The organism is Haloflavibacter putidus (genome assembly GCF_006546625.1).
Lineage (GTDB): Bacteria > Bacteroidota > Bacteroidia > Flavobacteriales > Flavobacteriaceae > Mesonia > Mesonia putida.
The window spans coordinates 102,525-127,646 of record NZ_VIAR01000005.1; the positions used below are offsets into that span (position 1 = coordinate 102,525).

The 25,122-nt window shown below is 34.8% G+C and carries 29 protein-coding genes; 15 read left to right on the plus strand and 14 right to left on the minus strand.

What is annotated here, in order from left to right; all coding sequences use genetic code 11:
• Positions 1 to 48: 48 nt before the first annotated feature.
• The 8 genes from sucD to FKR84_RS06640 form a co-directional block, all read right to left on the minus strand.
• On the minus strand, positions 49 to 921 hold the full coding sequence (gene sucD, locus FKR84_RS06605; RefSeq protein ID WP_141421509.1) for a succinate--CoA ligase subunit alpha: 873 nt from the start codon (positions 919 to 921) through the stop codon (positions 49 to 51).
• An 81-nt stretch (positions 922 to 1,002) separates the two neighbouring features.
• Positions 1,003 to 1,395: a nuclear transport factor 2 family protein gene (locus FKR84_RS06610; protein ID WP_141421510.1), complete on the minus strand. Its 393-nt coding sequence runs from the start codon at positions 1,393 to 1,395 to the stop codon at positions 1,003 to 1,005.
• On the minus strand, positions 1,392 to 2,327 hold the full coding sequence (locus FKR84_RS06615) for a UDP-3-O-(3-hydroxymyristoyl)glucosamine N-acyltransferase (RefSeq protein WP_141421511.1): 936 nt from the start codon (positions 2,325 to 2,327) through the stop codon (positions 1,392 to 1,394). Before FKR84_RS06615 ends, FKR84_RS06610 begins: the two co-directional genes overlap by 4 nt.
• A 5-nt stretch (positions 2,328 to 2,332) precedes the next feature.
• Positions 2,333 to 2,899, minus strand: coding sequence for an elongation factor P (gene efp / locus FKR84_RS06620; protein WP_141421512.1), 567 nt, complete (start codon positions 2,897 to 2,899; stop codon positions 2,333 to 2,335).
• An 8-nt stretch (positions 2,900 to 2,907) separates the two neighbouring features.
• A complete protein-coding gene (gene lpxA / locus FKR84_RS06625; protein WP_141421513.1) occupies positions 2,908 to 3,690 on the minus strand; it encodes an acyl-ACP--UDP-N-acetylglucosamine O-acyltransferase in 783 nt (260 codons plus the stop codon).
• A gap of 4 nt (positions 3,691 to 3,694) precedes the next feature.
• Positions 3,695 to 5,101 (minus strand): bifunctional UDP-3-O-[3-hydroxymyristoyl] N-acetylglucosamine deacetylase/3-hydroxyacyl-ACP dehydratase, encoded by a 1,407-nt coding sequence (locus tag FKR84_RS06630; protein ID WP_141421514.1) that lies wholly within the window; start codon positions 5,099 to 5,101, stop codon positions 3,695 to 3,697.
• 2 nt (positions 5,102 to 5,103) lie between these two features.
• A complete protein-coding gene (gene lpxD / locus FKR84_RS06635; protein WP_233357689.1) occupies positions 5,104 to 6,120 on the minus strand; it encodes a UDP-3-O-(3-hydroxymyristoyl)glucosamine N-acyltransferase in 1,017 nt (338 codons plus the stop codon).
• 23 nt (positions 6,121 to 6,143) lie between these two features.
• A complete protein-coding gene (locus FKR84_RS06640; RefSeq protein WP_141421516.1) occupies positions 6,144 to 7,373 on the minus strand; it encodes an HD domain-containing protein in 1,230 nt (409 codons plus the stop codon).
• Between the two features lie 34 nt (positions 7,374 to 7,407).
• Here FKR84_RS06640 and porX point away from each other — a divergent pair, with 34 nt between their 5' ends.
• The 6 genes from porX to FKR84_RS06670 all read left to right on the plus strand — a co-directional run bounded on the left by porX (position 7,408) and on the right by FKR84_RS06670 (position 12,224).
• The gene (gene porX, locus FKR84_RS06645; protein WP_141421517.1) at positions 7,408 to 8,958 is read left to right on the plus strand and encodes a T9SS response regulator signal transducer PorX; all 1,551 of its coding nucleotides are present in this window, start codon (positions 7,408 to 7,410) and stop codon (positions 8,956 to 8,958) included.
• A 1-nt stretch (position 8,959) separates the two neighbouring features.
• Positions 8,960 to 9,370: a tRNA (adenosine(37)-N6)-threonylcarbamoyltransferase complex ATPase subunit type 1 TsaE gene (gene tsaE / locus FKR84_RS06650; RefSeq protein WP_141421518.1), complete on the plus strand. Its 411-nt coding sequence runs from the start codon at positions 8,960 to 8,962 to the stop codon at positions 9,368 to 9,370.
• Between the two features lie 490 nt (positions 9,371 to 9,860).
• Positions 9,861 to 10,175: a hypothetical protein gene (locus FKR84_RS13345; protein WP_233357690.1), complete on the plus strand. Its 315-nt coding sequence runs from the start codon at positions 9,861 to 9,863 to the stop codon at positions 10,173 to 10,175.
• Between the two features lie 61 nt (positions 10,176 to 10,236).
• Positions 10,237 to 11,433: an alanine dehydrogenase gene (locus FKR84_RS06660; RefSeq protein ID WP_141421520.1), complete on the plus strand. Its 1,197-nt coding sequence runs from the start codon at positions 10,237 to 10,239 to the stop codon at positions 11,431 to 11,433.
• A gap of 1 nt (position 11,434) precedes the next feature.
• Entirely contained in the window at positions 11,435 to 11,818 is a 384-nt protein-coding gene (locus FKR84_RS06665) for a hypothetical protein (RefSeq protein WP_141421521.1), read from the plus strand.
• Between the two features lie 79 nt (positions 11,819 to 11,897).
• A complete protein-coding gene (locus FKR84_RS06670) occupies positions 11,898 to 12,224 on the plus strand; it encodes a hypothetical protein (RefSeq protein ID WP_141421522.1) in 327 nt (108 codons plus the stop codon).
• A gap of 48 nt (positions 12,225 to 12,272) precedes the next feature.
• Here FKR84_RS06670 and FKR84_RS06675 read toward each other — a convergent pair whose 3' ends face one another.
• Together FKR84_RS06675 and msrA are read right to left on the minus strand one after the other, a co-directional pair.
• Positions 12,273 to 12,575, minus strand: coding sequence for a hypothetical protein (locus FKR84_RS06675; RefSeq protein ID WP_141421523.1), 303 nt, complete (start codon positions 12,573 to 12,575; stop codon positions 12,273 to 12,275).
• A gap of 50 nt (positions 12,576 to 12,625) precedes the next feature.
• Positions 12,626 to 13,171: a peptide-methionine (S)-S-oxide reductase MsrA gene (msrA, locus tag FKR84_RS06680; RefSeq protein WP_141421524.1), complete on the minus strand. Its 546-nt coding sequence runs from the start codon at positions 13,169 to 13,171 to the stop codon at positions 12,626 to 12,628.
• Between the two features lie 198 nt (positions 13,172 to 13,369).
• On the opposite strand from msrA, the gene FKR84_RS06685 reads away from it, so the two are divergent.
• From FKR84_RS06685 to FKR84_RS06720, 8 genes are all read left to right on the plus strand, one after another.
• Positions 13,370 to 14,029 carry an ABC transporter ATP-binding protein gene (locus FKR84_RS06685; protein ID WP_141421525.1) on the plus strand — a complete coding sequence of 220 codons (660 nt, stop codon included), beginning with the start codon at positions 13,370 to 13,372 and terminating at the stop codon, positions 14,027 to 14,029.
• 102 nt (positions 14,030 to 14,131) lie between these two features.
• Positions 14,132 to 14,323 carry a type II toxin-antitoxin system HicA family toxin gene (locus tag FKR84_RS06690; protein WP_141421526.1) on the plus strand — a complete coding sequence of 64 codons (192 nt, stop codon included), beginning with the start codon at positions 14,132 to 14,134 and terminating at the stop codon, positions 14,321 to 14,323.
• 1 nt (position 14,324) lies between these two features.
• Positions 14,325 to 14,720, plus strand: coding sequence for a helix-turn-helix domain-containing protein (locus FKR84_RS06695; RefSeq protein WP_141421527.1), 396 nt, complete (start codon positions 14,325 to 14,327; stop codon positions 14,718 to 14,720).
• Between the two features lie 56 nt (positions 14,721 to 14,776).
• A complete protein-coding gene (locus FKR84_RS06700) occupies positions 14,777 to 15,541 on the plus strand; it encodes a TIGR02757 family protein (RefSeq protein ID WP_141421528.1) in 765 nt (254 codons plus the stop codon).
• 86 nt (positions 15,542 to 15,627) lie between these two features.
• Positions 15,628 to 17,559 carry a BatA domain-containing protein gene (locus FKR84_RS06705; protein WP_141421529.1) on the plus strand — a complete coding sequence of 644 codons (1,932 nt, stop codon included), beginning with the start codon at positions 15,628 to 15,630 and terminating at the stop codon, positions 17,557 to 17,559.
• 10 nt (positions 17,560 to 17,569) lie between these two features.
• On the plus strand, positions 17,570 to 18,820 hold the full coding sequence (locus FKR84_RS06710; RefSeq protein WP_141421530.1) for a dihydroorotase: 1,251 nt from the start codon (positions 17,570 to 17,572) through the stop codon (positions 18,818 to 18,820).
• Between the two features lie 4 nt (positions 18,821 to 18,824).
• Positions 18,825 to 19,154: a hypothetical protein gene (locus FKR84_RS06715; RefSeq protein ID WP_141421531.1), complete on the plus strand. Its 330-nt coding sequence runs from the start codon at positions 18,825 to 18,827 to the stop codon at positions 19,152 to 19,154.
• The gene (locus FKR84_RS06720; protein WP_141421532.1) at positions 19,154 to 19,807 is read left to right on the plus strand and encodes an alpha/beta hydrolase; all 654 of its coding nucleotides are present in this window, start codon (positions 19,154 to 19,156) and stop codon (positions 19,805 to 19,807) included. Before FKR84_RS06715 ends, FKR84_RS06720 begins: the two co-directional genes overlap by 1 nt.
• A gap of 63 nt (positions 19,808 to 19,870) precedes the next feature.
• Here FKR84_RS06720 and FKR84_RS06725 read toward each other — a convergent pair whose 3' ends face one another.
• From FKR84_RS06725 to FKR84_RS06735, 3 genes are all read right to left on the minus strand, one after another.
• A complete protein-coding gene (locus FKR84_RS06725; RefSeq protein ID WP_141421533.1) occupies positions 19,871 to 20,749 on the minus strand; it encodes a GIY-YIG nuclease family protein in 879 nt (292 codons plus the stop codon).
• 83 nt (positions 20,750 to 20,832) lie between these two features.
• The gene (locus tag FKR84_RS06730; RefSeq protein WP_233357691.1) at positions 20,833 to 21,336 is read right to left on the minus strand and encodes a hypothetical protein; all 504 of its coding nucleotides are present in this window, start codon (positions 21,334 to 21,336) and stop codon (positions 20,833 to 20,835) included.
• Positions 21,336 to 22,097 (minus strand): MBL fold metallo-hydrolase, encoded by a 762-nt coding sequence (locus FKR84_RS06735; protein WP_141421535.1) that lies wholly within the window; start codon positions 22,095 to 22,097, stop codon positions 21,336 to 21,338. Before FKR84_RS06735 ends, FKR84_RS06730 begins: the two co-directional genes overlap by 1 nt.
• Positions 22,098 to 22,196: 99 nt before the next feature.
• Between FKR84_RS06735 and FKR84_RS06740 the strand changes: the two genes are divergently transcribed.
• Positions 22,197 to 23,681: a TonB-dependent receptor gene (locus tag FKR84_RS06740; RefSeq protein WP_141421536.1), complete on the plus strand. Its 1,485-nt coding sequence runs from the start codon at positions 22,197 to 22,199 to the stop codon at positions 23,679 to 23,681.
• 113 nt (positions 23,682 to 23,794) lie between these two features.
• Here the strand turns inward: FKR84_RS06740 and murA are convergent, their stop codons facing one another.
• The gene (gene murA, locus FKR84_RS06745) at positions 23,795 to 25,108 is read right to left on the minus strand and encodes a UDP-N-acetylglucosamine 1-carboxyvinyltransferase (protein WP_141421537.1); all 1,314 of its coding nucleotides are present in this window, start codon (positions 25,106 to 25,108) and stop codon (positions 23,795 to 23,797) included.
• Between the last annotated feature and the right edge of the window lie 14 nt (positions 25,109 to 25,122).

Below are 25,122 nucleotides of genomic sequence, written 5' to 3' on the forward strand. Positions count from 1 at the left end.
ACCTTCTGAAAAGCTCAGAAGGTTTTTTGTTTTATTACGAAAAAGAGATTATGCACAAATTTCGGCAACTTTTTTACCGATTTCTGCCGGAGAATCTACTACGTGAATTCCGTTTTCTTTTAAGATTTTTTTCTTTGCTTGCGCAGTATCTTCGCTACCGCCTACAATTGCTCCGGCGTGCCCCATTGTTCTTCCTGCCGGTGCAGTTTCTCCCGCAATAAATGCTACAACCGGTTTTTTAGAACCGCTTTCTTTATACCATTTTGCAGCGTCTGCTTCTAATTGACCGCCAATTTCGCCAATCATAACTACACATTCTGTTTCTTCGTCGTTAATTAATAACTCTACAGCTTCTTTTGTGGTTGTCCCGATAATTGGGTCGCCACCAATACCAATAGCTGTGGTAATTCCTAAACCTTCTTTTACTACTTGGTCTGCAGCTTCATAGGTTAAGGTACCGGATTTTGATACAATTCCTACTTTTCCTTTTTTGAATACAAAGCCAGGCATAATACCAACTTTAGCTTCTCCCGGCGTGATAACACCCGGACAGTTAGGACCAATTAATCTACAATCTTTATCTTTTATATAATCTGCAGTTTTTATCATATCTGCAACAGGAATACCTTCAGTAATAGTAATAATTACTTTTATTCCTGCGTTTGCAGCTTCCATAATTGCATCTGCGGCAAAAGCCGGTGGTACAAAAATAATAGAGGTATCTGCGTTAACTTCTTTTACCGCTTCTTCTACCGTATTAAAAACAGGTTTACCCAAATGCTTTTGACCTCCTTTTCCCGGAGTTACGCCACCAACTACATTTGTTCCGTAGTCTATCATTTGTTCGGCGTGAAAAGTACCTTCACTACCGGTAAAACCTTGTACAATTATTTTTGAATTTTTATCGACTAAAACACTCATAATTTTCTCTTGATTTATTGCCCTACAAAGGTAAATTTTTTAAATAGGTTGGCTAAATTATTTTCTTATTTTTTTATTAAATTAAAACAGGTTGGTCACGTCTTCCTCGCCCGGCTGGCTCATTACAAAACCTTTGTATAATTTTTGATCCTTAATTTCCCAAATTGCAATAAAATGAGCAATGGGAATATCTTCATCTGGTTCTTCTATAGTATTTGCAGTGTAACTAAACCGTATGGTTACAAAATTACTTTCCTGCAACAGGTGAGTAACTTCGCAATTTAAGGCTTCAAAAGATTTTCCCATCTCTGTAGCCATTGCAGCAAACTCGTTATAGTTTAGCACGTTGTGACCAGCGCTGCTACTCCAATTTACAATTACCTTTGGGTGTAAATAGGTTTCTAATTGCGTTGTATCTTTATAAAAATCAGATTCAAAAAAATTTTTGACCAGGTTTTTTTCTTCTATGCTCATACAATATTATGTTTTTTAAGCAATGCGGGAATACGTTTTAGCATTGCTGCTTCTTTAAACATTTTCCTTGCTTCTTGCGCAGGAGAACCATAATAGGTTGTGTCTCCTACTAAATTTTTACTAATGCCCGATTGTGCCAAAATAATAGCTTTCTTGCCAATAACTACATCGCTTCTTATGCCAACTTGACCCCAAATAGTTACCTCATTTTCTATAACAACGCAACCGGCAATTCCGGTTTGCGAGGCAATAAGGCATTTTTCACCTATAACAGTATCGTGACCAACTTGTACTTGGTTGTCTATTTTGGTACCGGCTTTAATTGTAGTATCACCACTTACGCCTTTATCTATTGTGCACGCAGCGCCCAATTCTACATCGTTTTCTATAACTACGCGTCCGCCGGACTTTAACTTATCAAACTCGCTAGGTCTATTTTTATAATAAAAAGCATCTGCCCCAATAACGGTATTGGCGTGAATAATCACATTATCGCCAATAATAGAATTGTCGTATATACTTACGTTAGAATGAATACGGCAGTTTTTACCAATTTTTACGTTATTACCAATAAAAACATTGGGTTGCAAATGCGTGTTCTCTCCAATTTCTGCCGAAGAAGCAATAGCTTTATCTGCTTTTTCAAAAGGTTTGAAATAAGTGGTAAGTTTATTAAAATCTGTAAACGGATCTTCACTTATCAATAAAGCTTTACCTTCCGGTTTTTCTACTTTTTTATTGATTAGTATTACGGTCGCAGCCGAATTTAATGCTTTGTCGTAATACTTAGGATGGTCTACAAAAACAATATCGCCATTTTGCACAACATGAATTTCGTTCATACCGTAAATAGGAAAATCATCTTCTCCTACATATTCGATATCGAGAATTGTTGCAATTTGCTTTAAAGTATGCTTTTGGGGAAATTGCATGCAAACTATTCTTTTAAGCGTTCTTTGTAGGTGCCTTTTTCTGTTTCTACTCTAATTTTATCTCCTTCATTAATAAATAAAGGCACGTTTACTTCTGCTCCCGTTTCTACCGTTGCAGGCTTGGTTGCATTGGTTGCTGTATTGCCTTTAACCCCCGGTTCTGTATGGGTTACTTCTAAATCTACATTAGCGGGCATTTCTACAGATAATGGCGAGTCGTCTTCTGTGTTTATTAAAACCGTTACAATTTCACCTTCTTTCAGTAAACCCGGCGTATCTAATGCTGCTTCTACCAGTCTAATTTGCGAATAATCTTCTGTATTCATAAAATGATAGAAGTCTCCGTCTTGGTATAAAAACTGAAATTTGTGCGTTTCTACCCGCACTTCGTCAATTTTATGCCCTGCCGAAAAGGTGTTTTCTAAAGTTTTACCAGTGGTAACACTCTTTAATTTTGTACGTACAAAAGCGGGTCCTTTTCCCGGTTTTACGTGTAAAAATTCTATAATTTTATAAATATCGTGGTTGTACCGAATGCACAAGCCTTTTCTAATATCGCTAGTTGTTGCCATAATTTTAATTAATTTGAAAAATATCCCTTCATTATACCACGTCTGGAGTCTTTGATAAACTGAAGAATATCATCTCGCTCGGGAGTGGCCTCCATCTCTGCTTCTATAATGGTAATTGCTTGGGAATTATTATAATTTTTTTGGTATAAAATTCTGTATATGTCTTGTATTTCCCTAATCTTTTCCGTAGAAAAACCTCTTCGGCGAAGACCAATGGAGTTTATTCCTACATAAGAAAGTGGTTCTCTTCCTGCTTTAACAAAAGGAGGTACATCTTTTCTTACCAAAGAGCCACCGGTTATAAAAGCGTGACTGCCAATTTTACAAAATTGTTGTACGGCCGTCATCCCTGCAAGGATAACGCTCTCTCCCAAAGTTATATGACCGGCAAGTGTGCTGTTATTAGAAAAAATACAGTTATCGCCCACTATACAATCGTGTGCAACGTGGCAATAAGCCATAATCCAACAGTTTTTCCCGATAACGGTTTTCATTCTATCGGTTGTACCGCGATTAATGGTTACACATTCTCTTATAGTGGTGTTATCGCCAATAATGGTTACGGTTTCTTCGTCTTTAAATTTTTTATCTTGTGGAATTGCAGAAATTACTGCTCCGGGAAAAATGTTTACGTTTTTACCAATTCTGGCGCCTTCCATAATGGTGACGTTAGAACCAATCCAACTTCCCTCGCCTATTTCCACATCGTTGTGAATGGTAGTAAAGGGTTCTATAACCACATTTTTAGCTATTTTTGCGCCCGGGTGGACGTAGGCTAAAGGTTGATTCATATATTTAGGATTCTTTAGATTTTACAATTTGTGCCATCAATTCTGCTTCGGCACATAGTTTTCCGTTTACAAATGCTTGGCCTTGCATATGGCAAATACCACGTCTAATTGGTGAAATTAAATCACATTTAAAAACCAAGGTGTCTCCCGGCACTACTTTCTGTTTGAATTTAACCTTGTCTATTTTCATAAAGTAGGTTAGGTAATTTTCGGGGTCAGGAACGGTACTTAAAATAAGAATACCGCCAGTTTGCGCCATTGCTTCTACAATTAAAACACCCGGCATTACCGGAGCTCCGGGAAAATGCCCACGAAAAAAATCTTCGTTCATCGTCACGTTTTTGCTACCTATTACGTGACTATCTGTAAGCTCGAAAATTTTATCTATCAACAAAAAAGGCGAACGGTGCGGAAGCATTTTCATGATTTGGTTAACATCCATAATCGGATTTTGTTCCAAATCTACTTTAGGCACTTTATTACGCTTTTCTATTTTAATGCGTTTAGCCATTTTTTTGGCAAACTGTGTGTTTATACCATGTCCGGGTTTATTAGCAATCACCTTGCCTTTTATTCTGGTACCAATTAAGGCTAAATCTCCTATAACATCTAACAATTTATGACGCGCTGCCTCGTTGGGATAATGTAGGGTAAGATTATCTAGAATACCATTTGGTTTTACGGCAATTTTATCTTTATTAAAAGCTTTACGGAGTTTTTCCATCGTATCTTCAGACAATTCTTTGTCTACATATACAATGGCATTGTTTAGGTCTCCGCCACGTATTAAACCATTTTCCAACAACATTTCTAATTCATGTAGAAAACTAAAGGTGCGCGAGTCTGCAATTTCTTCTTTAAATTGAGACATATTTTTAATAGAAGCGTTTTGCGTGCCCAATACTTTTGTGCCAAAATCTACCATAGTGGTAACTTGATAATCAGAGGCTGGCATTATAATAATTTCGCTTCCGGTTTCTTCGTCTGCAAAAGAAATAACTTCTGTAACTTCATATTCTTCCACAGGGCTATTTTGCTCTTGGTAGCCTGCTTCTTCTAAAGCTTCTACAAAAAACTTAGAAGAACCGTCCATAATTGGCGGTTCTGCTTGGTCTAGTTCTATAAGAACATTATCTACTTCCATACCTACACAAGCAGCCAAAACATGCTCGCAGGTTTGAATGTAAACGCCATTTTTTTCTAATGTAGTACCGCGTTGGGTATCTACAACATAATTTGCATCTGCTGGTATAACAGGAGAGCCTTCTAAGTCTGTTCTTTTAAAAGCGTAACCGTGATTTTCTTCTGCAGGTTTAAAGGTAAGTGTAACCTGTTTACCACTATGCAAACCAACTCCTTTTAAGGAGATTTCTTTTTTAATAGTTTTTTGCTTCGGACTATTTTTAGCCATTTTTATTTAGCTTTATCAAGTTTGTTAAGTTTACCAACAATTTTGGGTAAATTTCTAAAGTGAACATATGATTTGTTAAAAGCGGTGTACGAAAAGGAAGGAGATCCTTGCAGTTTCTCGTCGTCTTTTACATTTTTACCAATGCCAGATTGTGCTTGTATTTTTACACGATTACCAATAGTAATATGTCCCGCAATACCAACTTGCCCGCCAATTATACAATTTTTACCAATTTTTGTAGAGCCGGCTATACCGGTTTGAGCGGCAATAGCTGTGTGCTCGCCAATTTCTACATTATGGGCTATTTGTATTTGGTTATCTAGTTTTACCCCTTTTTTAATTCTGGTAGAACCCAAAGTTGCTCTATCTATAGTAGTTCCTGCGCCAATGTCTACAAAGTCTTCTATAACTACATTACCTATTTGTGGAACTTTTTGGTATTCTCCTTTTTCATTCGGCGTAAAGCCAAAACCGTCTGCACCAACAATTACACCGCTGTGAATGATGCAATAATCGCCAACTTCTGATTCTGAATATATTTTTGCTCCGTTAAAAATTAGGGTATTGTCGCCTATGACCACATTATCTCCTATATAGGTATGCGGATAAATTTTTACGTTATCACCAATTTTTACATTTTCTCCTATATAAGCAAAAGCGCCAATGTAAGCGTTTTCTCCAATGCTGGCAGATGCCGAAACAAAGCTAGGTTGCTCTACTCCTTTTTTATCTAATTTAATTTGATTGTAATACTCTAATAAGGTTGTAAAAGCTTTATAAGCGTCTTTTACCCTAATTAAAGTAGTGTCTACATCCTGACTTAATTTAAAATCTTCATCTATTATGCAAATAGAAGCTTGGGTCTGGTATATATAGTCTGTGTATTTAGGATTGGATAAGAAGGTAAGGCTACCTTTGGTACCTTCTTCAATTTTAGACAAAGTAGAAACTTCGGCGTCTTGATTTCCTTCAATTTTTCCGTCTAAGATATCTGCTATTTGTTCTGCTGTAAATTTCATTCTGACAAAAATAGAAAAATTTGTTAATATTTTGCTTTCGGATAGCAGATATAATATTTTAATACCGGATTAGATAATGCTTCTAAGTTTAATTGGTCTGATGCTTTTATAACATCTGTCAACTTTCCGTTTTTATGTAAAATATTGATATTCTGAATCTTATTATCGTACGCCAAGTTACTAACCTTCCCTTTAAAAACAAAATAGGAGGCTTCATAATTGGTTAAGTTATACTTCTCTTTTACCACTTTGGTATATTGGGCTATTTTTTTAGGATCTATGGGTTGTTTTTTAAGCTTTACCTTCAATAAATTCCTGTTAATTACCATACTGCAAAGCTCGCTTAAAACAAAATCATCGCAATGCATCCATTCTTTCATGGCAGAGACAATATCGTAATCGTCCAATTGACTGAAAGTGTCTAATACCTTATCGGAAAACTTTTCTAAAGTTATTTTATTGTTTAAAAAGAAAGAAAGAGCTCTACTGGCTTTTAATTTTACGCCGGTATCTGTAAGTTCTTTTGCACGTTGCAAAACACGAATAAGCAATTGCTCTGCCCCTAACCCGGTTTTATGCAAATATACTTGCCAGTACATTAATCTGCGCGCAACCAAAAATTTTTCTACCGAATAAATTCCTTTTTGTTCTACTACCAACTTATCATTTACCACATTAAGCATGGTAATTAGGCGTTCGCTGTTTATATTTCCTTCGGCTACACCGGTATAAAAACTATCGCGTTTTAAATAATCTAAACGATCTATATCTAATTGACTTGCTATTAGCTGCTGAAAAAACAATCGCGGATATTCTCCTTTAAAAATTTGGATTGCCAACGTTAAACTTTGGTTAAATTCATCGTTGAGTTTTTCCATAAATTTGAGCGAAATGTGCTCGTGACTCACCCCGCTTACAATGCTATGCTCCATTGCGTGCGAAAAAGGTCCGTGCCCAATATCGTGCAATAAAATAGCAATAAGCAAGGCTTCTTCTTCTTCTTGAGAAATCTTAACACCTTTAAAACGAAGCACTCCCAAGGATTTTCGCATTAAATGCAAGCAACCTAGAGCGTGATGAAAACGGGTATGTTGTGCACCGGGATATACCAAAAAAGACATTCCCATTTGCGAAATTCTGCGTAATCTTTGAAAGTAAGGGTGTTCTATAATATCAAAGATTCGCTCGTTAGGAATGGTAATAAATCCGTAAATTGGATCGTTTAATATTTTAAGTTTGTTAGGTTTATTCAAATCATTAATTTAATTAGAAAACAAATATACATATATGAATGATATCAAAGTACTTTGGGTAGATGACGAAATAGATTTATTAAAGCCCCATATTTTATTTTTGGAAAAAAAAGGCTACACGGTCACTACGTGCCGAAGTGGTTCTGAAGCTATAGAAGAAATAGAAAATCAAAATTTTGATATTGTTTTCTTAGATGAAAATATGCCGGGACTTACAGGTTTGGAAACATTGGCAGAATTAAAAGCAAAACAAGCTAACTTGCCGGTAGTAATGATAACCAAAAGCGAAGAAGAGTATATTATGGAAGAAGCAATTGGTTCTAAAATTGCCGATTATCTTATAAAACCGGTAAACCCCAACCAAATCTTGCTTAGCTTAAAAAAGAATTTAGATCATTCGCGATTAGTTTCCGAAAAGACAACTTCAAGCTACCAACAAGAATTTAGAAAAATTGCTATGGATTTGGCCTCTGTAAATTCTTGGGAAGCTTGGGCAGAGCTGTACCAAAAATTGATTTATTGGGAAATTCAATTAGAAAATATTGAAGATAGCGGGATGTTTGAAATTCTAGAATCGCAAAAAACCGAAGCCAATACAGAGTTTTGTAAATTTATTGAAAAGAATTATGCTTCTTGGTTTGAAAAAGATGCCGATGCTCCTACTATGTCGCATACCTTATTTAAAGATAAAGTTGTACCGCAACTCAGCAAAGAACAACCTACACTTTTGGTAGTGATAGACAATTTGCGTTATGACCAATGGCGTGCATTTGAGCCAATTGTAAACAATTATTTTAAAAAAGAAAAGGAAGAAGCTTTTTATAGCATTTTACCTACCGCAACCCAATATGCAAGAAATGCTATTTTCTCCGGATTGATGCCGGCAGATATGGAGAAATTGCATCCCAATTTATGGCTAAACGATACCAATGAAGGCGGTAAAAATATGCACGAAGAAGAATTTCTGCGGGCACAAATGAAACGCTTGGGGTTAGATTATAAAATGGAATACCATAAAATTACGAGCTTAAAGAAGGGCAAGAAATTGGTAGATAATTTTAAAACCTTAAAAGAAAACGACCTTAATGTAGTGGTGTATAATTTTGTAGATATGCTCTCCCACTCCAAAACAGAGATGGAAGTTATAAAAGAATTGGCTTCTACAGACAAATCTTACCGCTCCTTAACAGAAAGTTGGTTTAAAAATTCGCCATTGTTAGAAATGCTGCAACAAGCGCAACAATTAGGCTTTAAAGTTATTATTACTACAGACCACGGCACTATTAACGCAAAAAACCCTTCTAAAGTAATTGGCGACAAAAACACGAGTTTAAACCTGCGTTATAAAACCGGTAAGAGCCTTACGTACGAAAACAAAGATGTAGTTGCCGCAAAAAACCCTAAAGATTTTCATTTACCAAGTATAAATATGAGTAGTTCTTTTATTTTTGCTAAAGGCGATTTGTTTTTTGCCTACCCCAATAATTATAATCACTATGTTAGTTATTATAGAAACACCTACCAGCACGGCGGCGTTTCTTTAGAAGAAATGATTATTCCGTTTACTGTTTTAAATCCGCGTTAAGATGAACTCTGTTACTTATACCATAGATGAGTTGCCCAAAGTAGCCAAAGAAATTTTAGAGGCAGACAAAAGCCATTGTTTGTTATTTTATGGCGATTTGGGCGCAGGCAAAACCACTTTAATAAAAGAAATTGTAAAACAATTGGGCAGCACAGACCGGGTTTCTAGCCCTACTTTTTCTTTGGTAAACCAATATGAAGCAAAAAAAAGTAGTATTTTTCATTTTGACTTTTACCGAATTGAAGACGAAGAAGAAGCTTACGATATAGGTTTTGAAGAGTATTTAGACTCCAACGCCTATAAATTAATAGAGTGGCCGGAAAAAATTAAAAATTTATTACCAGAAAATTGCACTCAACTATTGCTAACAAAAAAGGGAGAGCACAAAAGAAATCTTAAATTACTGCGGTAAACCCATTAGTTAAATTTAACATTTCACTAAAGATAAGCTATTGTAAAATTTTGAAAATCTGCATTTTGCAAAATAAAAGTTTGCAAATGTACGGCAAAGAAAATTAATTTTTTTAACAAATTTCTTTATAGGTTTGTATCAACATTAATCAAAAAAATAATTTTACAAACACAAAATTTTACTATTATGAACGCAAAAAATCTTATATTCGTTTTCGCAATTATTGGTTTAATCGGAATTTTTTCAGCATCTTGCCTACCCCAACTAGATGAAAACACACAAGACAAACAAGAAATCGCAAAAGTCGATATCAGAAAAGACCAGATCAGGGTCCCTACTAACGGGTAGTATCATTGCATTCTTAATTGCGATTACCCCCTATATATTTTATTCTTACAAAAGTTTCCCGGAAACAAAAACCTGGGAAACTTTTTTGTTTACCTACGAAAGTAATTTTTACTATAGCGTTTTAGCAAGTGTATGGACAATAATGGGAAAGTTTATACCCTTATATCTTTTAACCATTTGGTTTTTAACTTGCAAACATTGGTGGTACCACGTAATTCTAATTCCCATTGGTATGTTTCTATTCCAATTAATCAGTGCCTTAAACGATGATTTATCTTACTTTGACGTTGTAGAAATTTGGTACCTTATTCCTATTATGGCTATTATTGTACCGTTGGTTTATTTAATTCGTGCTAAGCTTTCTACAAGCCTTTCGGGTAACGATTTAAAAGAGTTTGAAAAAGAACTTGGAGAGAAGAAAGGTTTTTTTCAGCAAGTAAAAGACTTGTTTAATTAAGTTTTTAAAAAGGTTTGTTGCAAACATTTTTTTTAGTTACTTTATTGTTCAATCTTAAATTATGAGCAAACCTTCTACACCTTTTAGCCATGCCGAATTGCTTCCGCAGGAAGAAACCTTAGAAATACAAAAATCTAAAGGAAAATTATTTATAGGTTTACCCAGAGAAACTTCCTACCAAGAAAAAAGAGTTTGCTTAACGCCAGATGCAGTTGCTGCAATAACTGCTCACGGGCACAGGGTTTTAATAGAAAGTAAAGCCGGAAAAGATGCCAATTTTACAGATCACGATTATAGCGAAGCAGGCGCAGAAATTACCAAAGAAACAGCCAAAGTTTTTGCTTGCCCCATTATTTTAAAGGTAGAGCCGCCTTCTAAAAAAGAGCTGGCTCTTATGAATCCGCAAACGACACTTATCTCTGCTTTGCAACTCAAAACACAAGATAAAGGTTACTTTCAACAATTAGCAGAAAAACGAATTACCGCTTTGGCGTTTGAGTTTATCAAAGATGAAGATGGCACTTATCCGGCCGTGCGCGCATTAAGCGAAATTGCCGGGACAGCCTCTATTTTAATAGCTTCAGAAATTTTATCTAGCGAAAAAGGCAGCGGCTTGATGTTTGGCAACATAAGTGGCGTGCCGCCGTTAGAGGTAGTAATCTTAGGCGCCGGTACGGTAGGAGAATTTGCCGGTCGCGCCGCTTTAGGTCTTGGGGCTAGCGTAAAGTTTTTTGACAACTCGTTAACCAAATTGCGCAACATACAAAGTAATCTTGCCAAACCTTTGTACACTTCTACCCTACAACCCAAAACTTTGCTTAAAGCTTTAAAACGCGCAGATGTAGTAATTGGTGCCGTTCGTGGCAATAATAGAGCTCCCATAATTGTTTCGCAAACTATGGTAGAAAATATGAAAAAAGGCGCGGTAATTATAGATGTAAGTATAGATATGGGCGGTTGTATAGAAACTACCGAGATTACCACACACGACACACCAACCAAAAATAAGTATGGCGTGATTCATTATGGCGTTCCTAACATTCCGTCAAAATATCCTAGAACTTCCTCATTATCAATTAGTAATATCTTTACGCCCTATCTTTTACATATTGGTGAAGAAGGCGGCTTAGAAAACACCTTGCGTTTTGACCGTGGTTTACGAAATGGATTGTATTTTTACCACGGAATTTTAACCAATAAATCGGTTGCAGATTGGTTTGATTTGCAATACCGCGATATTAATTTGCTTATTTTTTAATATGAAATTTATTTACAGACTCGCTTATTACCTTGGCGGATTTTTTTTAGGAATAATTATTCTTTTCTTTTTCCTTGGCGGAAAAAAAACATCTTGTGCCTATGGTCCAAATGCAAGAGTTTTAAAGAACATTCGTACCAAACCAATAGAATACTCTAGCAATGCAGCTCTGTTTTTTAAAAAAAACCAGTTAGATTCTACAGATGTAGAAATTATTTTTACCGATGGCGATGTAGATTTCAGCAACAGCGAAACAAACGGAATAGATACGTGCAATATTTTTAGAATAGAGCACCAATTAAAGAATAAAAAAGAAATACGCATAAGGGTTTTAAATTGCGATAGCTTGGCAACTATACAAAAGGCTGATTTTATTAAAAAATAAAAAGGCCTACCAATTTTATTCTGCCAATCTTTTTTTATTATTGTGTTTTTAAACCTTAACCTAGATTTGATTTTTAATTATGAAACGAGTTATAGTAGATTATAAAAAATTAACGCCCGAAATTTTAGGTATGTTGGTTGAAAAATATCCGGATGGTTATGACGACGACCATATAATTACCTTTAAAAATGCCAAAAACCAAACGGTAGAAGCTGTAGAGGTTAAAACAAACGATACTGTTTATTTGGTAAAAGTAAGTACGCGTCTAGAAGATACAATGGCACGATACGATGAGGAAGATTATGAAGAAGAAGATTTAAACGAACCCATTGTAGAGATTCCGCCCAAAGACCTAGAAGAAGCAGATATAGAGAAAGAAGACGAAGAAGAAGAGGATGACGATTAATTAACGCCACCCTCTTTTTAAAAATCTATATATAAAAATCTGTCTATTCTAGGAAATTACTTCTGCATCTATAATAATTGGGTTTTCTTCTTTTTTCCAAACAAAAGTGTATAACCACATTAAGGTAAAAGTTGGTATTACGTCTGTAACCGGTAAAATCTCTTCTATAAAAAGAATTACAGAAGCAATTTTCCCTTTCCTGTTTGGGTACATTTCCCGCATTTTTTGAACGGCATAAGGCGCCCAAATAATATCTAAAAAAGGACCAACTACCGGAATAAAAGAACTAAGCATACCTACGGCATCGTAGGCTAAGCCTTTTAATAAAAGTTTCCGTTTTATATTTTTCATAGGTTTGTTTTCTGTTAAAACTCCAAAAATCATTCCGAAATCTAAAAAACTTAAAACGCTGGCTTTAATTTATGCGAAAAAGATTCTTTTAACTTCTCTAATTTAGGATTTATAATAATCTGGCAGTAAGGTTGCTGCGGATTTCTGTTATAAAAATTTCTATGTATTTCTTCGGCATTATAAAAAGCTTTTGCGGGGCTTATTTCGGTTACAATTTTGTTATCGTAAATTTCTTGGTTTAATTCTTCTTTTACGCGTTCTGCAGTCTGCTTTTGTTCATCATTATGGTAAAAAATTGCACTCCTGTATTGCGGGCCAACATCGTTTTGCTGTCTGTTTAAAGTAGTAGGATCGTGTGTAGCGAAAAACACTTTTAAAATTTCTTCGTAACTGGTAATAACCGGATCAAATTTAAACTGAATTGCCTCTGCGTGCCCGGTTCTGCCCTGCACTACTTCCCGATAAGGCGGATTTTTAATTACGCCGCCGGTAAAACCGGATATTATATCTTCTACACCTTCCAAACGCTGAAAAACTGCTTCTATACACCAAAAACAACCCGCTGCCAATGTAGCGGTTTCCATTCTCTTTTCCATTTTTTATTTAAAACTAAAAAAATAAAAAGCAGTTTCCCAAAAATTAACGCTTATTAGGCAGAATTTTACAATTTGTAAACTTTTATAAAAGCTACCACTGCTAAATTTATTAAATTATATTTGCTACCAAGAAGATTTAATCGCTAAAAATACTAGTCTATTTTTAAGTTTTGCCAAAGTAAACAGAAAAATAATTCTATGATAATTGCTAAGAACATTCATAAATATTATGACGATTTACACGTTTTAAACAATGTAAATCTATCTATAAAAAAAGGTGAAGTAGTTTCTATTGTTGGTGCTTCCGGTGCCGGAAAAACTACCTTACTACAAATTCTTGGCACTTTAGATTATCCCGAAAAATCGCAACCGGGAGAGTTACAAATTAACGGTTCTAGTATTTTTAAACTTTCTAAAAAAGAGCTCGCGCAATTTAGGAATAGGCATATTGGTTTTATTTTTCAGTTTCACCAACTTTTACCGGAGTTTACAGCTTTAGAAAATATTTGCATTCCGGCGTTTATCAATAAAACACCTAAAGAAAAAGCAGAAAAACGCGCTTTAGAATTGTTAGATTTTCTTAACCTAAAACACCGTAAAGACCATAAACCTGCAGAATTAAGCGGCGGCGAGCAACAACGCGTTGCGGTAGCAAGAGCTTTAATTAATAATCCGGAAGTTATTTTGGCAGACGAACCATCTGGTAATTTAGACTCTGAATCTGCCGAAAATTTGCACGCTTTATTTTTCAGGCTTCGCGAAGAATTTGGTCAAACCTTTATTATTGTTACCCACAACGAAGAATTGGCCAATATGGCAGACCGCAAATTGAGTATGGTAGACGGTACTTTTGTATAAGCAAATTTTTTTCTAGAATAGCACAAATTCCAAAATAATATTTCCTTGTAAAAAAGTAAATTAAAGTTTACCTTTGGTTAGAAGTTTAAATTGCGAGCGTCAATGAAATGTTCAAAGTTATACAAAATTCTAATAAAAGACGGTTGGTTTGCAGTTTCACAAAAAGGTTCGCACGTCAAAATGCGCCACGAAACCAAAAAAGGAACGATTATATTTCCAAATCACGGCAGCCAAGAAATGGGTAAAGGCTTAGAAAATAAAATATTAAAAGACGCCGGACTAAAAAATAAGTAAAATGGGTAAAAAGAAAGAAATAGTAATGACTGTTGAAAAAACCGACACCGGATTTTCTGCTTTCTCACAAGATTATCCAATCTTCACTACGGGTAAGTCTATTCCGGAACTTATAAACAATACTTACGAAGCAACGGAATTTTATTTTGAGGAAGAAGCAAGTACCTTAGACCATAAAAATATTAGATTTGAAATTGATTTTCAGCAATTTTTCAAATATTATAAAGTAATTAACGCCAATTTTCTTGCCGAAAAAATTGGAATGAACGCCACTTTATTATCACAGTATGTTCAAGGCCATAAAAAACCCTCTGCCAAACAAACCGAAAAGATATTAAATGGAATCCATCAAATTGGGGAAGAACTTTCGGGGCTAAATTTATTGCAAACATCTTAATTTAGCATCGTGAAACCTGCTATGAGCAAGCATCTAACTAAAGTTTTTCTTTCTGTATGACCCAAAAAGAATTAAAAGAGTTTTTAGATTTTCAGGTAGAGAAATATAATCAACGGGAGTTTATCGCTTCAGACCCGATACAAATTCCGCATTTGTTTTCTAAAAAAGAAGATATAGAAATTGCCGGTTTTTTATCTGCAACTATCGCTTGGGGAAACAGAAAAAGCATCTTAAAAAACGCAAGACAAATGATGCATTTGCTAGACGATAGTCCGTATGATTTTGTTATGCAGCATCAAAAAAAAGATGTAGACGCTTTACGCGGATTTGTACACCGCACGTTCAACGCGACAGATTTTGCTTATTTTATAGAAGCCTTGCAACACATTTATAAAAAGCATCAAGGTTTAGAAGCTATTTTTACCAATTACAGCACAAAAGATTCTACACAGCTAGCAATTCATCATTTTAAAAAACATTTTTTTGAGCTTCCGCATTTAGCGCGAACAGAAAAACATGTGAGCGATCCGTTAAAGAAATCTGCCGCCAAACGTATTAATATGTATTTACGTTGGATGGTAAGACAAGATAAAAAAGGCGTAGATTTTGGTTTATGGAAAAATATTTCTCCTGCGGCCTTATCTTGTCCGTTAGATGTACATAGCGGAACTATTGCTAGAAAATTAGGATTGTTAAAACGTAAACAAAACGATGCCAAAGCGGTAAACCAATTAGATAAAAACCTTAGAAAATTAGACGCAAAAGATCCTGTGAAATACGATTTTGCTTTATTTGGTTTAGGAGTTTTTGATGATTTTTAGTGAAAAATCAGTACAAAAAATACTAGCTGTCAAATACCGCTTTCAATTGGGTATTTTCTATATTTGAAAAAACTTTACCCAAACTAATGCTGTTTAAACATCCGGAATTTTTATACGCTTTATTTTTACTGATAATTCCGATTATTATTCACTTTTTTCAGCTTCGTAAATTTAAAATCCAAGCTTTTACCAACGTAGCATTTTTAAAAAAGGTAAAGTTACAAACCCGCAAGAGTTCTAAAATAAAAAAGTGGCTGGTACTTCTAAGTAGAATGCTCTTATTTGCTGCAGTAATCGTTGCATTTGCACAACCTTATATTCCGTCAAGTCAAGAAGCTTTAAAAGAACAAGAACGCGTTATTTATTTAGATAATTCGTTTAGCATGCAACAAAAAAATGCAAAAGGTGTTTTACTGAAACAAGCTATACAAGAATTGCTAAAAAATATTCCCAAAGAAGAAGAGTTTAGTTTGCTTACCAACAATGCGGTATTTAAAAATGTTAGGCTTAATGAAATAAAAAATGAGCTATTACAAATAAATTATTCGCCGAAAGGCTTAAACTTAAAAACAGCTTATTTAAAAGCAGCACAATTATTTTCTGAAAACCCGGCAAGCAAAAAGAACTTTATAGCCATTTCTGATTTTCAGAAAAGCAACTTGCAAGAAGAGGTGCGTTTTAGTCCTCAGCACGAAGTAAACCTTTTACAACTTTCTAGTAAAGAGCCGTTAAATTACTTTATAAAAAGTGCAAAAATCACTACCGAAAATCCTTCAACCTATACCTTAAAAGTAAATTTACAAGCCAACAAAAAATCTGAAAACACAATACCGGTAGGTGTTTACACAAAAAACGGACTTTTTGCAAAAACCAGCGCCGGTTTTAAAGAAACCGATACAGCTTCTGTACGCTTTAGCTTACCAAAAACAGAATTTATTAATGCAAAGATTACAATAGAAGATAAAGGCCTTGCTTACGACAACAATTTTCACATAAGCTTACCAAAAAATCAGCCTATAAAAGTAGCGGTAATATCTAATGATAACGATACTTATTTGCAAAAAATATTCGGGAAAAAAGAAGCATTTCAGTTAGACGTATTTAGCTTGTCTAAAGCCAATTATAGTATTTTAGAAAAAGCAGATTTTATTATTTTAAACGAATTGGAAAATATCCCGAATTCTTTGCGTAGTTTGTTAGAAAATCATAGCAAAGAAAATGGTTCTTTAGCCCTTATACCTTCCGTAAAGGCAGATTTAAGCGCTTATAACACGTTGTTACAAAAATTGGGAGCAGGAAAATTTACAGAAGCTGGTAACGAAGCTTTAAAAATAACCGACATAAAATTTTCACATCCGCTGTACGAAGGCGTTTTTAACAAAGAAGTACGCAATTTTGAATATCCGAAAGTAGAAAAACATTTTGATTATTCCGGCTACGGAAATACCATATTAAGTTACAATAACCAACAAGCGTTTTTGAGCAATCGGGAAAACATATATGTCTTTACTGCAGCCATTAGCGCGTCTAATTCTAACTTTAAACAATCGCCATTAATTGTGCCTACTTTTTATAATATGGCCAAACAAAGCCTGGCTCTGCCAAAATTATATTATACCGTAAACAGGCTTAATAAGATAAGCATTCCGGTTAATCTGGGGCAAGATAAAGTTTTAAAAATTGGCAAGGAAAAAGAAGATTTTATTCCGCGGCAGCAAAAATTTAACGAACAAGTAAATTTAGAATTAGAAGACTTTCCGGAAACAGACGGACATTATATGGTAAAAAACAAGGAGCAAATTATAGAAAACCTAAGCTTTAATTACAGTCGGGAAGAAAGTGATTTAAAACCCGGCGATTTAGGTAAATTTAAGAACGCAAATATTCAAAATTCCATAGCAAATTATTTTACCGAAAGTATAAAGCAAACACAAATTAACGCGCTTTGGAAATGGTTTGTTATTTTTGCCATAGGCTTTTTGTTACTAGAAGTTTTACTTTTAAAATTCTTAAAATAATCCAGCCATTATGAAACTACTCCTCAAAGCGGTACACATTATAGACCCGGGCGGCAAACTGCATAAACAAACCAAAGATATTTTTATAGAAAAAGGCGAAATTGTAAAAATTGGCGATAAGCTTAATTTTGAAGCAGATAAAACTATTTCTATAGAAAATTTACACGTTTCTAAAGGTTGGTTTGACAGCAGCATAAGTTTTGGCGAACCCGGTTTTGAAGAGCGCGAAACCTTAGACAATGGTTTAAAAGTAGCCGCCAAAAGTGGTTTTACAGCCATTGCATTAAATGCCAATACCAAACCGGTGCCAGACAATAGTAGCGCTATTTCGTTTTTTAGGAATAAAACCGGTTTACACGGCGTTGGTATTTATCCAAAAGGCGCTTTAAGCCCTGGTGCCAAAGGAAAAGATTTGGCAGAATTGTTTGATATGAGCAAAGCCGGAGCCGTAGCTTTTAGCGATTATAAAAAACCTATTGGCAATCCTAATTTACTTAAAATTGCTTTACAATATGCGCAAGGTTTTGATGCTTTGGTTGCCTCTTACCCGCAAGAAAATGCCATTGCCACAAACGGTTTGGTGCACGAAGATACGATGAGTACGCATCTTGGTTTAAAAGGAATTCCCGCTTTGGCCGAAGAATTACAAATTGCCAGAGATTTATTTATTTTAGAATATACCGGCGGCAAGTTGCACATACCTACAATTTCCAGCAAAAAATCTGTGCAATTAATCAAAGAAGCCAAAGAAAAAGGCTTAGATGTAAGTTGCAGCGTTGCCATTGCAAATTTACTTTTTACAGATAAAGAATTGCATGATTTTGACAGTAAATTTAAAGTTTTACCACCCTTACGGGGAAAAGAAGATATGCTGGCTTTACGAGAAGGATTAAAATCTGGTGTGATAGATATGTTAACCTGCGACCATATGCCACGCACCATAGAAGAGAAAAAAGTAGAGTTTGAAAATGCAGCTTTTGGCAGTATTGGTTTAGAAACTGCTTTTGCTGCTTTACGGAAAATTTTTGATACAGAAACCTGCATTCAGTTTTTAACGGCAGGCAAAACCCGTTTTAAAATACCCAATTACGCTATTGCGGAAAACCAACCGGCAGAATTAAGCTTTTTCTTGCCAAATGCAGAATACAACTACCAAACAAATACACTTTTATCTACTTCTAAAAACAGTATTTTTACAGATACGGTTTTAAAAGGAAAAACTGTAGGTATATTTGCAAACCAAAAACTTTCTTTATTTTAGGAAAATGCAAAACAACGATATTAATCAAGGTAAAAGCGCGGCAATAACAGCCTATATTACCATAGTAGGCTCTGTAATTGCAATATTTATGAATGGCGAAAACAAAAGTAAATTTGCGTCTTTTCATACGCGTCAAGCTTTAGGTATACATTTAACCTCTTTTATAATAGCACCACTAATAACCGGTTTTGATAGCTTATTAATTTCCATTCCGTTTTGGGTTTTCTTTTTAACCTTATGGATTTATGGTTTCTCGGGAGCATTGCAAGGCAAACCCAATTTAGTACCGCTATTAGGAAAATATTTTCAGAAATGGTTTAAACAATTAGCATAATGACAACAAAAAATCTTAGTTTAAAACACCTTATAAAACCTTCTAACTTAACCGATAAAAAAGCGCCGACAATTATTTTGTTGCACGGTTACGGCAGCGACGAAAACGATTTGTTTTCTTTTGCACCGGAGTTAGACGATAAGTATTTAATTGTTTCTGCCAAAGCGCCAATGCAAATGATGCCTTACGGAAATGCTTGGTACGAAATTAATTTTGACGCTAACCAAAACAAATTTACCAACGATGCGCAAGCCGTAAAATCTCGCGAATTAATTGTAAATTTTATTGATGAAGTTATAGAAAGTTACAACGCAGACCCTAATAACATTTGTTTATTAGGTTTTAGTCAAGGTTCTATTTTAAGTTATGCCGTAGCGCTTTCCTATCCAGAAAAAGTACAGCGTGTAGTAGCTTTAAGCGGTTATATTCACGAAGAAATTATTAAAAGTGATTATAAAACTAAAGATTTTTCTAATTTAAAAATTTACGCTTCTCACGGCTCGCAAGATCCGGTTATTCCTGTTGCTTGGGCTAGAAATATTCAAGGTTTTTTAGATAATTTAAAAATAGAAAACACCTACAGCGAGTTTCCAGCAGGTCACGGCGTTACACCGGAAAATTTTAAAGAATTTAAAGCTTGGTTGGAGTCTTAGGGAGGAGAGTTTTTTTGATATTTAAATCGATGAGCGTTTTAACTTTTCGGAATGTGAAATAATTTAAAAGTTTATTATCTCTTGAACCTCTCTAAATGATTTTCCGTTTTTATTAATCCACTCTGTAAATCCATTTGAGTTTCTTCCTAATACCATATTAGACGCTGCGCTTGGACTATTAAAAACGGTATCTTCAGCAAAGATAAGTTTATCATTATGTTCAATTAATATTTTAGTATCTAACAGCTTTCTTCTAAGGTTTCGATAAGTTTCAGTACAAGAATTTGATAGTCTTTTTTTTGCTTCGCTTCCCTTTAAAATTATATAACCTTGGTCTGTTTCCTTCATTTTGGCTTCAAAAGAGTTGGTTCTTATAAAGTAAGTTTCGTGAACAAAATCATCTTTTTCATTTTTTTCGATTTTTTCCTCTCTTACAGTTGACGGAATTAAAAACTTAAAACCCATAAGAGGTAAGATCAATTTTATTTGTTCTAAAAAATATTCCATATCAGAAATATCTGCTTCGTGAAGAGTTGGCAAACTTGGAGAGTTACCATTGTCGATTTGAGCTGTTTTAGCCTCTATTGACAATTGAACCAATCTGGATTCTAAATATCTTATTTGAGTTTTTGTAAGCAGTTCATCTTTGCTTACAAAAAATATAAGTTCTTTAAAATCTTTATTAGGGTCGCTTAAATGTTGTTTCAACCTCACCCTTATATTTTCGGCTTCCCCTATATATATTTTTTCATCATAAGCATCATCCGTAGGATCTCCTTTTAAACAGTATATTCCCGGATTATTAAATTCACTCCTATTCATTATTTTATTAACAGAAGCCCTCGGACTATAGATAGCTTTTCCTACCCAATTTCCAATTTCACTTAATCTCGGACCATAAGCCGTTCCATCAATCATGAATACAGTTAACTTTTTTCCCATTTCAATACTGTTAAATATTTATTCCTGAACTAATTTTACTAATTACTCTAATATTTCCTAGATTAAAAATCAAAAAACCCCAATCAATACTCCGGATTTGCATATAAAAACGCATCGCCGGTTTCAAAACTTATTTGTTCGTTTTCTTCTACAAAATATTTTATGAGTACTTCTCCCCAATAGGTGCCATCGGTAAATTCTGCTATGGCCCATTTGTGGTTTAAAATACGAACGGAATTTATATTAAAATTTCCTTCCAAACCTTGGTAAGGCACCAACGCATTATCAGCGTCCGGTTTGTTTTTGCTTATAATTGCCGCTTCTACTTTTTGCGCTATCTCTTTTGCCGGTAAGTTTCTGTCTTCAAAATAAGAACTGGCTTTTGCGTTGTGCAACAAATCAAAACTGGTTAATTCTTCCTTTTCGGAATTTAAAGTGTTTAATTTATTTTCTAATTTGGTATTTTCTGTTTCTAACTCTTCTATTTTCTCCATTTGCAACGCAAACGTTTTTTGCGCATTGGTATATTGAAAAATGATATATAAAACTGCAAAAAGGAATAGGTAAAGAAATGCTTTATTTTTCATTAAAGTTCTATTTTAAGGTTATCGTATGCCAAAGACACGTTTGCCGGCAGGTTTTTTTCTACTTCGTCATGAAAGCCCAACAAATGACTAATGTGAGTAAGATAGGCTTTTTCTGGATTTATTTTTTCAATAAAAGCCAAGGCTTCTTCCAAATTAAAATGCGAATGGTGTGGTTTTATGCGCAAAGCATTTACGGTAAGCACTTTTACCCCGCGCAATTTTTCCATTTCTTTTTCCGGTACTGTTTTAGCGTCTGTTATATAAGCAAAATCGTCTATTCTAAAACCGTAAACTTGTAATTTATTATGCCATACATTTATAGGTATAACCTTTTTTCCGCTAAGGTAAAAACCATTTTCATCTATCTCATTAATAGCTAAAGTTGGCGCGCCCGGATATTTATTTTTGGTTTCAAAAACGTAAGAAAAACGTTGTTTTAGAGCTTCAATAACACGTTGGTGCGCATAAACTTCTATATCTCCTTGTTTAAAATAAAAAGGACGCACATCGTCTAAACCAATTATGTGGTCGTTATGCTCGTGCGTAAATAAAATACCGTCTATTTTTTCTACATTATTAGCCAACATTTGCTGTCTAAAATCTGGTCCGCAGTCTACCACATAGGTATAATTTTCCCACTCTATCATTACAGAAACCCGTAAACGTTTATCTTTTGGATTGTTGCTTAAACAAACCGGATGTTTGCTTCCTATAATAGGAATTCCTTGCGAAGTGCCCGTACCTAAAAATGTTACTTTCACTAATTTTTTTGCTACAAAAGTAATTATATTTTTTTGTTTAGGTATGCAAATCCGTACCTTTGAAGGGAATAAAACAAGTTTACTAAATTTCAATAAATTATGCCAATAACCATAATGGGCGATCGGGAGTTTGAAAACGTTCCCTCCATAAAAAGTAAAACGCTTCGTATAAATTTGAATAAAAATATATACGGAACTTTTTCTGAAATTGGCGCGGGACAAGAAACCGTGAGAAATTTTTTTAGGGCCGGTGGCGCGTCCGGCACCATTGCTAAAACTATGAGCGCTTACGATAAAGATTTTAGCGATGCTATTTACGGCGAAGAAGAAGATAAACGCTATGTTACAGAAGCGCGTTTAAAAAAAATGCTCTCGCACGAAATGCAACTTATAGAAGAGCGCATAGAAAGAAAAAAACACCCTAATAAATTATTTTTTAGCTACGCCAATACCGTAGCAACCATAGATTTTTCTAAGAAATATAAAGGCCACGGTTGGGTTGGCATACGCTACCAGGTAAGACCGGAAGAAGAATATAACGATATTATTTTGCATGTGCGTTTTCACGAAAACGATGCACGTTTACAACAAAATACTTTAGGTATTTTGGGCGTAAATTTAATTTACGGCGCGTATTATAAATACGATACGCCTAAAAAATTACTACAATATCTTTACGACCATATAGATAAAGACCAAATAGAAATAGATACCATAAACTTTAGCGGTCCGCGATTTGAAAATGTAGACAACCGCCTTATGAGTTTACAATTGGTAAAAAACGGGATGACAGAAGCCGTGATGTTTGCACCGGACGGTAATAATGTTTTACCGGCAAAAGTGCTTTATAAAAAAAATGTTTTAGCTTTACGCGGAAGTTTTAGACCGGTTACCAAAGTAAATATGGATATTTACAAAAACTCTTTAGAGTTGTTTTTGGAGGAAAACCGGGTAGAAAAAGACAATACTATTAGCGTTTTTGAAATTACTTTATCTAACCTACGTTCTGAAGGAGAAATAAACGAAAAAGATTTTATGGACCGTGCCAAACTGCTTTGCTCGTTGGGCCAAACGGTAATGATTTCTAACTTTCAGCAATATTATAAAGTTGTAGAATATTTCTCTAATTATACCAAACAGCGTATGGGCTTGGCTATGGGTGTAAGCAACTTGATAGATATTTTTGACGAAAAATATTACCGTCATTTAAGCGGCGGGATTTTAGAAGCCTTTGGTAAATTGTTTTTTAAAGATTTAAAGGTTTATTTATATCCGCTAAAAGACAGAAGATCCGGCGAAATTACTACCAGCGAAAATCTACGCGTACATCCGCGAATGAAGGAGTTGTACAAATTTTTTAAATACAACGGAAAAGTTGTAGATATTAAAGATTACGACCCGGATATTCTGGATATTTACTCCAGAGAGATTTTAGATAAAATTCATTTAAAAGAAGAAGGTTGGGAAGATGCTTTACCAGCGCATACTGCTGCTATGATTAAAGAGCAAAACCTTTTTGGCTATGACGAAGATTCGTGTGAGTTAGAAACCCCGGAAGAAGATACCGTAGAAGTAAAGAATTAATCTATTTTACCCGGTAAAAAAGCTTTTATCAAGCTATAAACAAGAAGTTATAATATAAAAAAACCGTCTTTTTTAGCTAAAGACGGTTTTTTAATTTTTCCGTAAAGCTACTATTATTCTACGCGTTTTATTTTTGCGCCAATAGCTTGTAAACGTTCTTCAATATTTTCGTAACCACGGTCTATTTGTTCTATATTATGAATTACAGAAGTTCCTTTTGCCGAAAGTGCCGCAATTAATAAAGAAACCCCTGCCCTAATATCCGGACTACTCATCGTAGTTGCTTTTAAGGTAGATTTAAAATCGTGCCCGATAATAGTAGCACGATGCGGATCGCATAAAATTATTTTTGCGCCCATATCTATAAGTTTATCTACAAAAAACAACCTACTTTCAAACATTTTTTGATGAATAAGTACACTACCACGGGCTTGAGTAGCTACTACCAAAACTATACTTAGTAAATCTGGCGTAAAGCCCGGCCACGGAGAGTCGCTAATATTCATAATAGAACCGTCTATAAAACTTTGTACTTCATAGCCGTTGGTGTGTGCAGGAATATAAATATCGTCTCCTTTTCTTTCTAAAGTAATACCTAATTTTCTAAAAGTTGTTGGTATTAATCCCAAATTATCCCAACTTACGTTTTTAATGGTAATTTCGCTTTGCGTCATTGCCGCCAAACCAATCCACGAGCCAATTTCTATCATATCTGGCAAAACCCGGTGTGCACATCCGTAAAGCTCTTTTACTCCATCTATATATAATAAATTAGAGCCAATGCCGCTTATTTTTGCCCCCATTGCATTAAGCATTTTACATAGTTGCTGAATATAAGGTTCGCAAGCTGCATTATAAATTGTAGTAGTACCTTTTGCTAACACGGCCGCCATAATAATATTGGCGGTACCGGTGACAGATGCTTCTTCTAAAAGCATGTATTTTCCGATAAGTCCGTTTGGTGCTTCTACGCCATAAAAGCGTTCTTCTTTATTGTAGTTAAAAGTTGCGCCTAATTTTATAAATCCTTCAAAATGGGTATCTAATCTTCTTCTGCCAATTTTGTCGCCACCGGGTCTGGGTATATAACCTTTTCCAAATCTGGCCAACAGAGGTCCAACAATCATAATAGAACCGCGTAAGCCGCTGCCTTCTTGCTTAAACAAATCTGAAGTGAGGTAATCTATGTCTAACTCGTCACTTTTAAAAGTATAGCTACCTTTTTCTATTTTATTGATTTTTACCCCAAGATTTTTTAGGATTCCCATCAATTTATTTACATCCCTAATATCTGGAATGTTATCTATTCTCACTTCTTGCGGAGTTAGCAAAACTGCACATAAAACTTGCAGTGCCTCATTTTTTGCACCTTGTGGCGATATTTCCCCTTTTAAGGAACGGCCACCTTCTATTTGAAAAATTGCCATTTATTTTGGGTAGA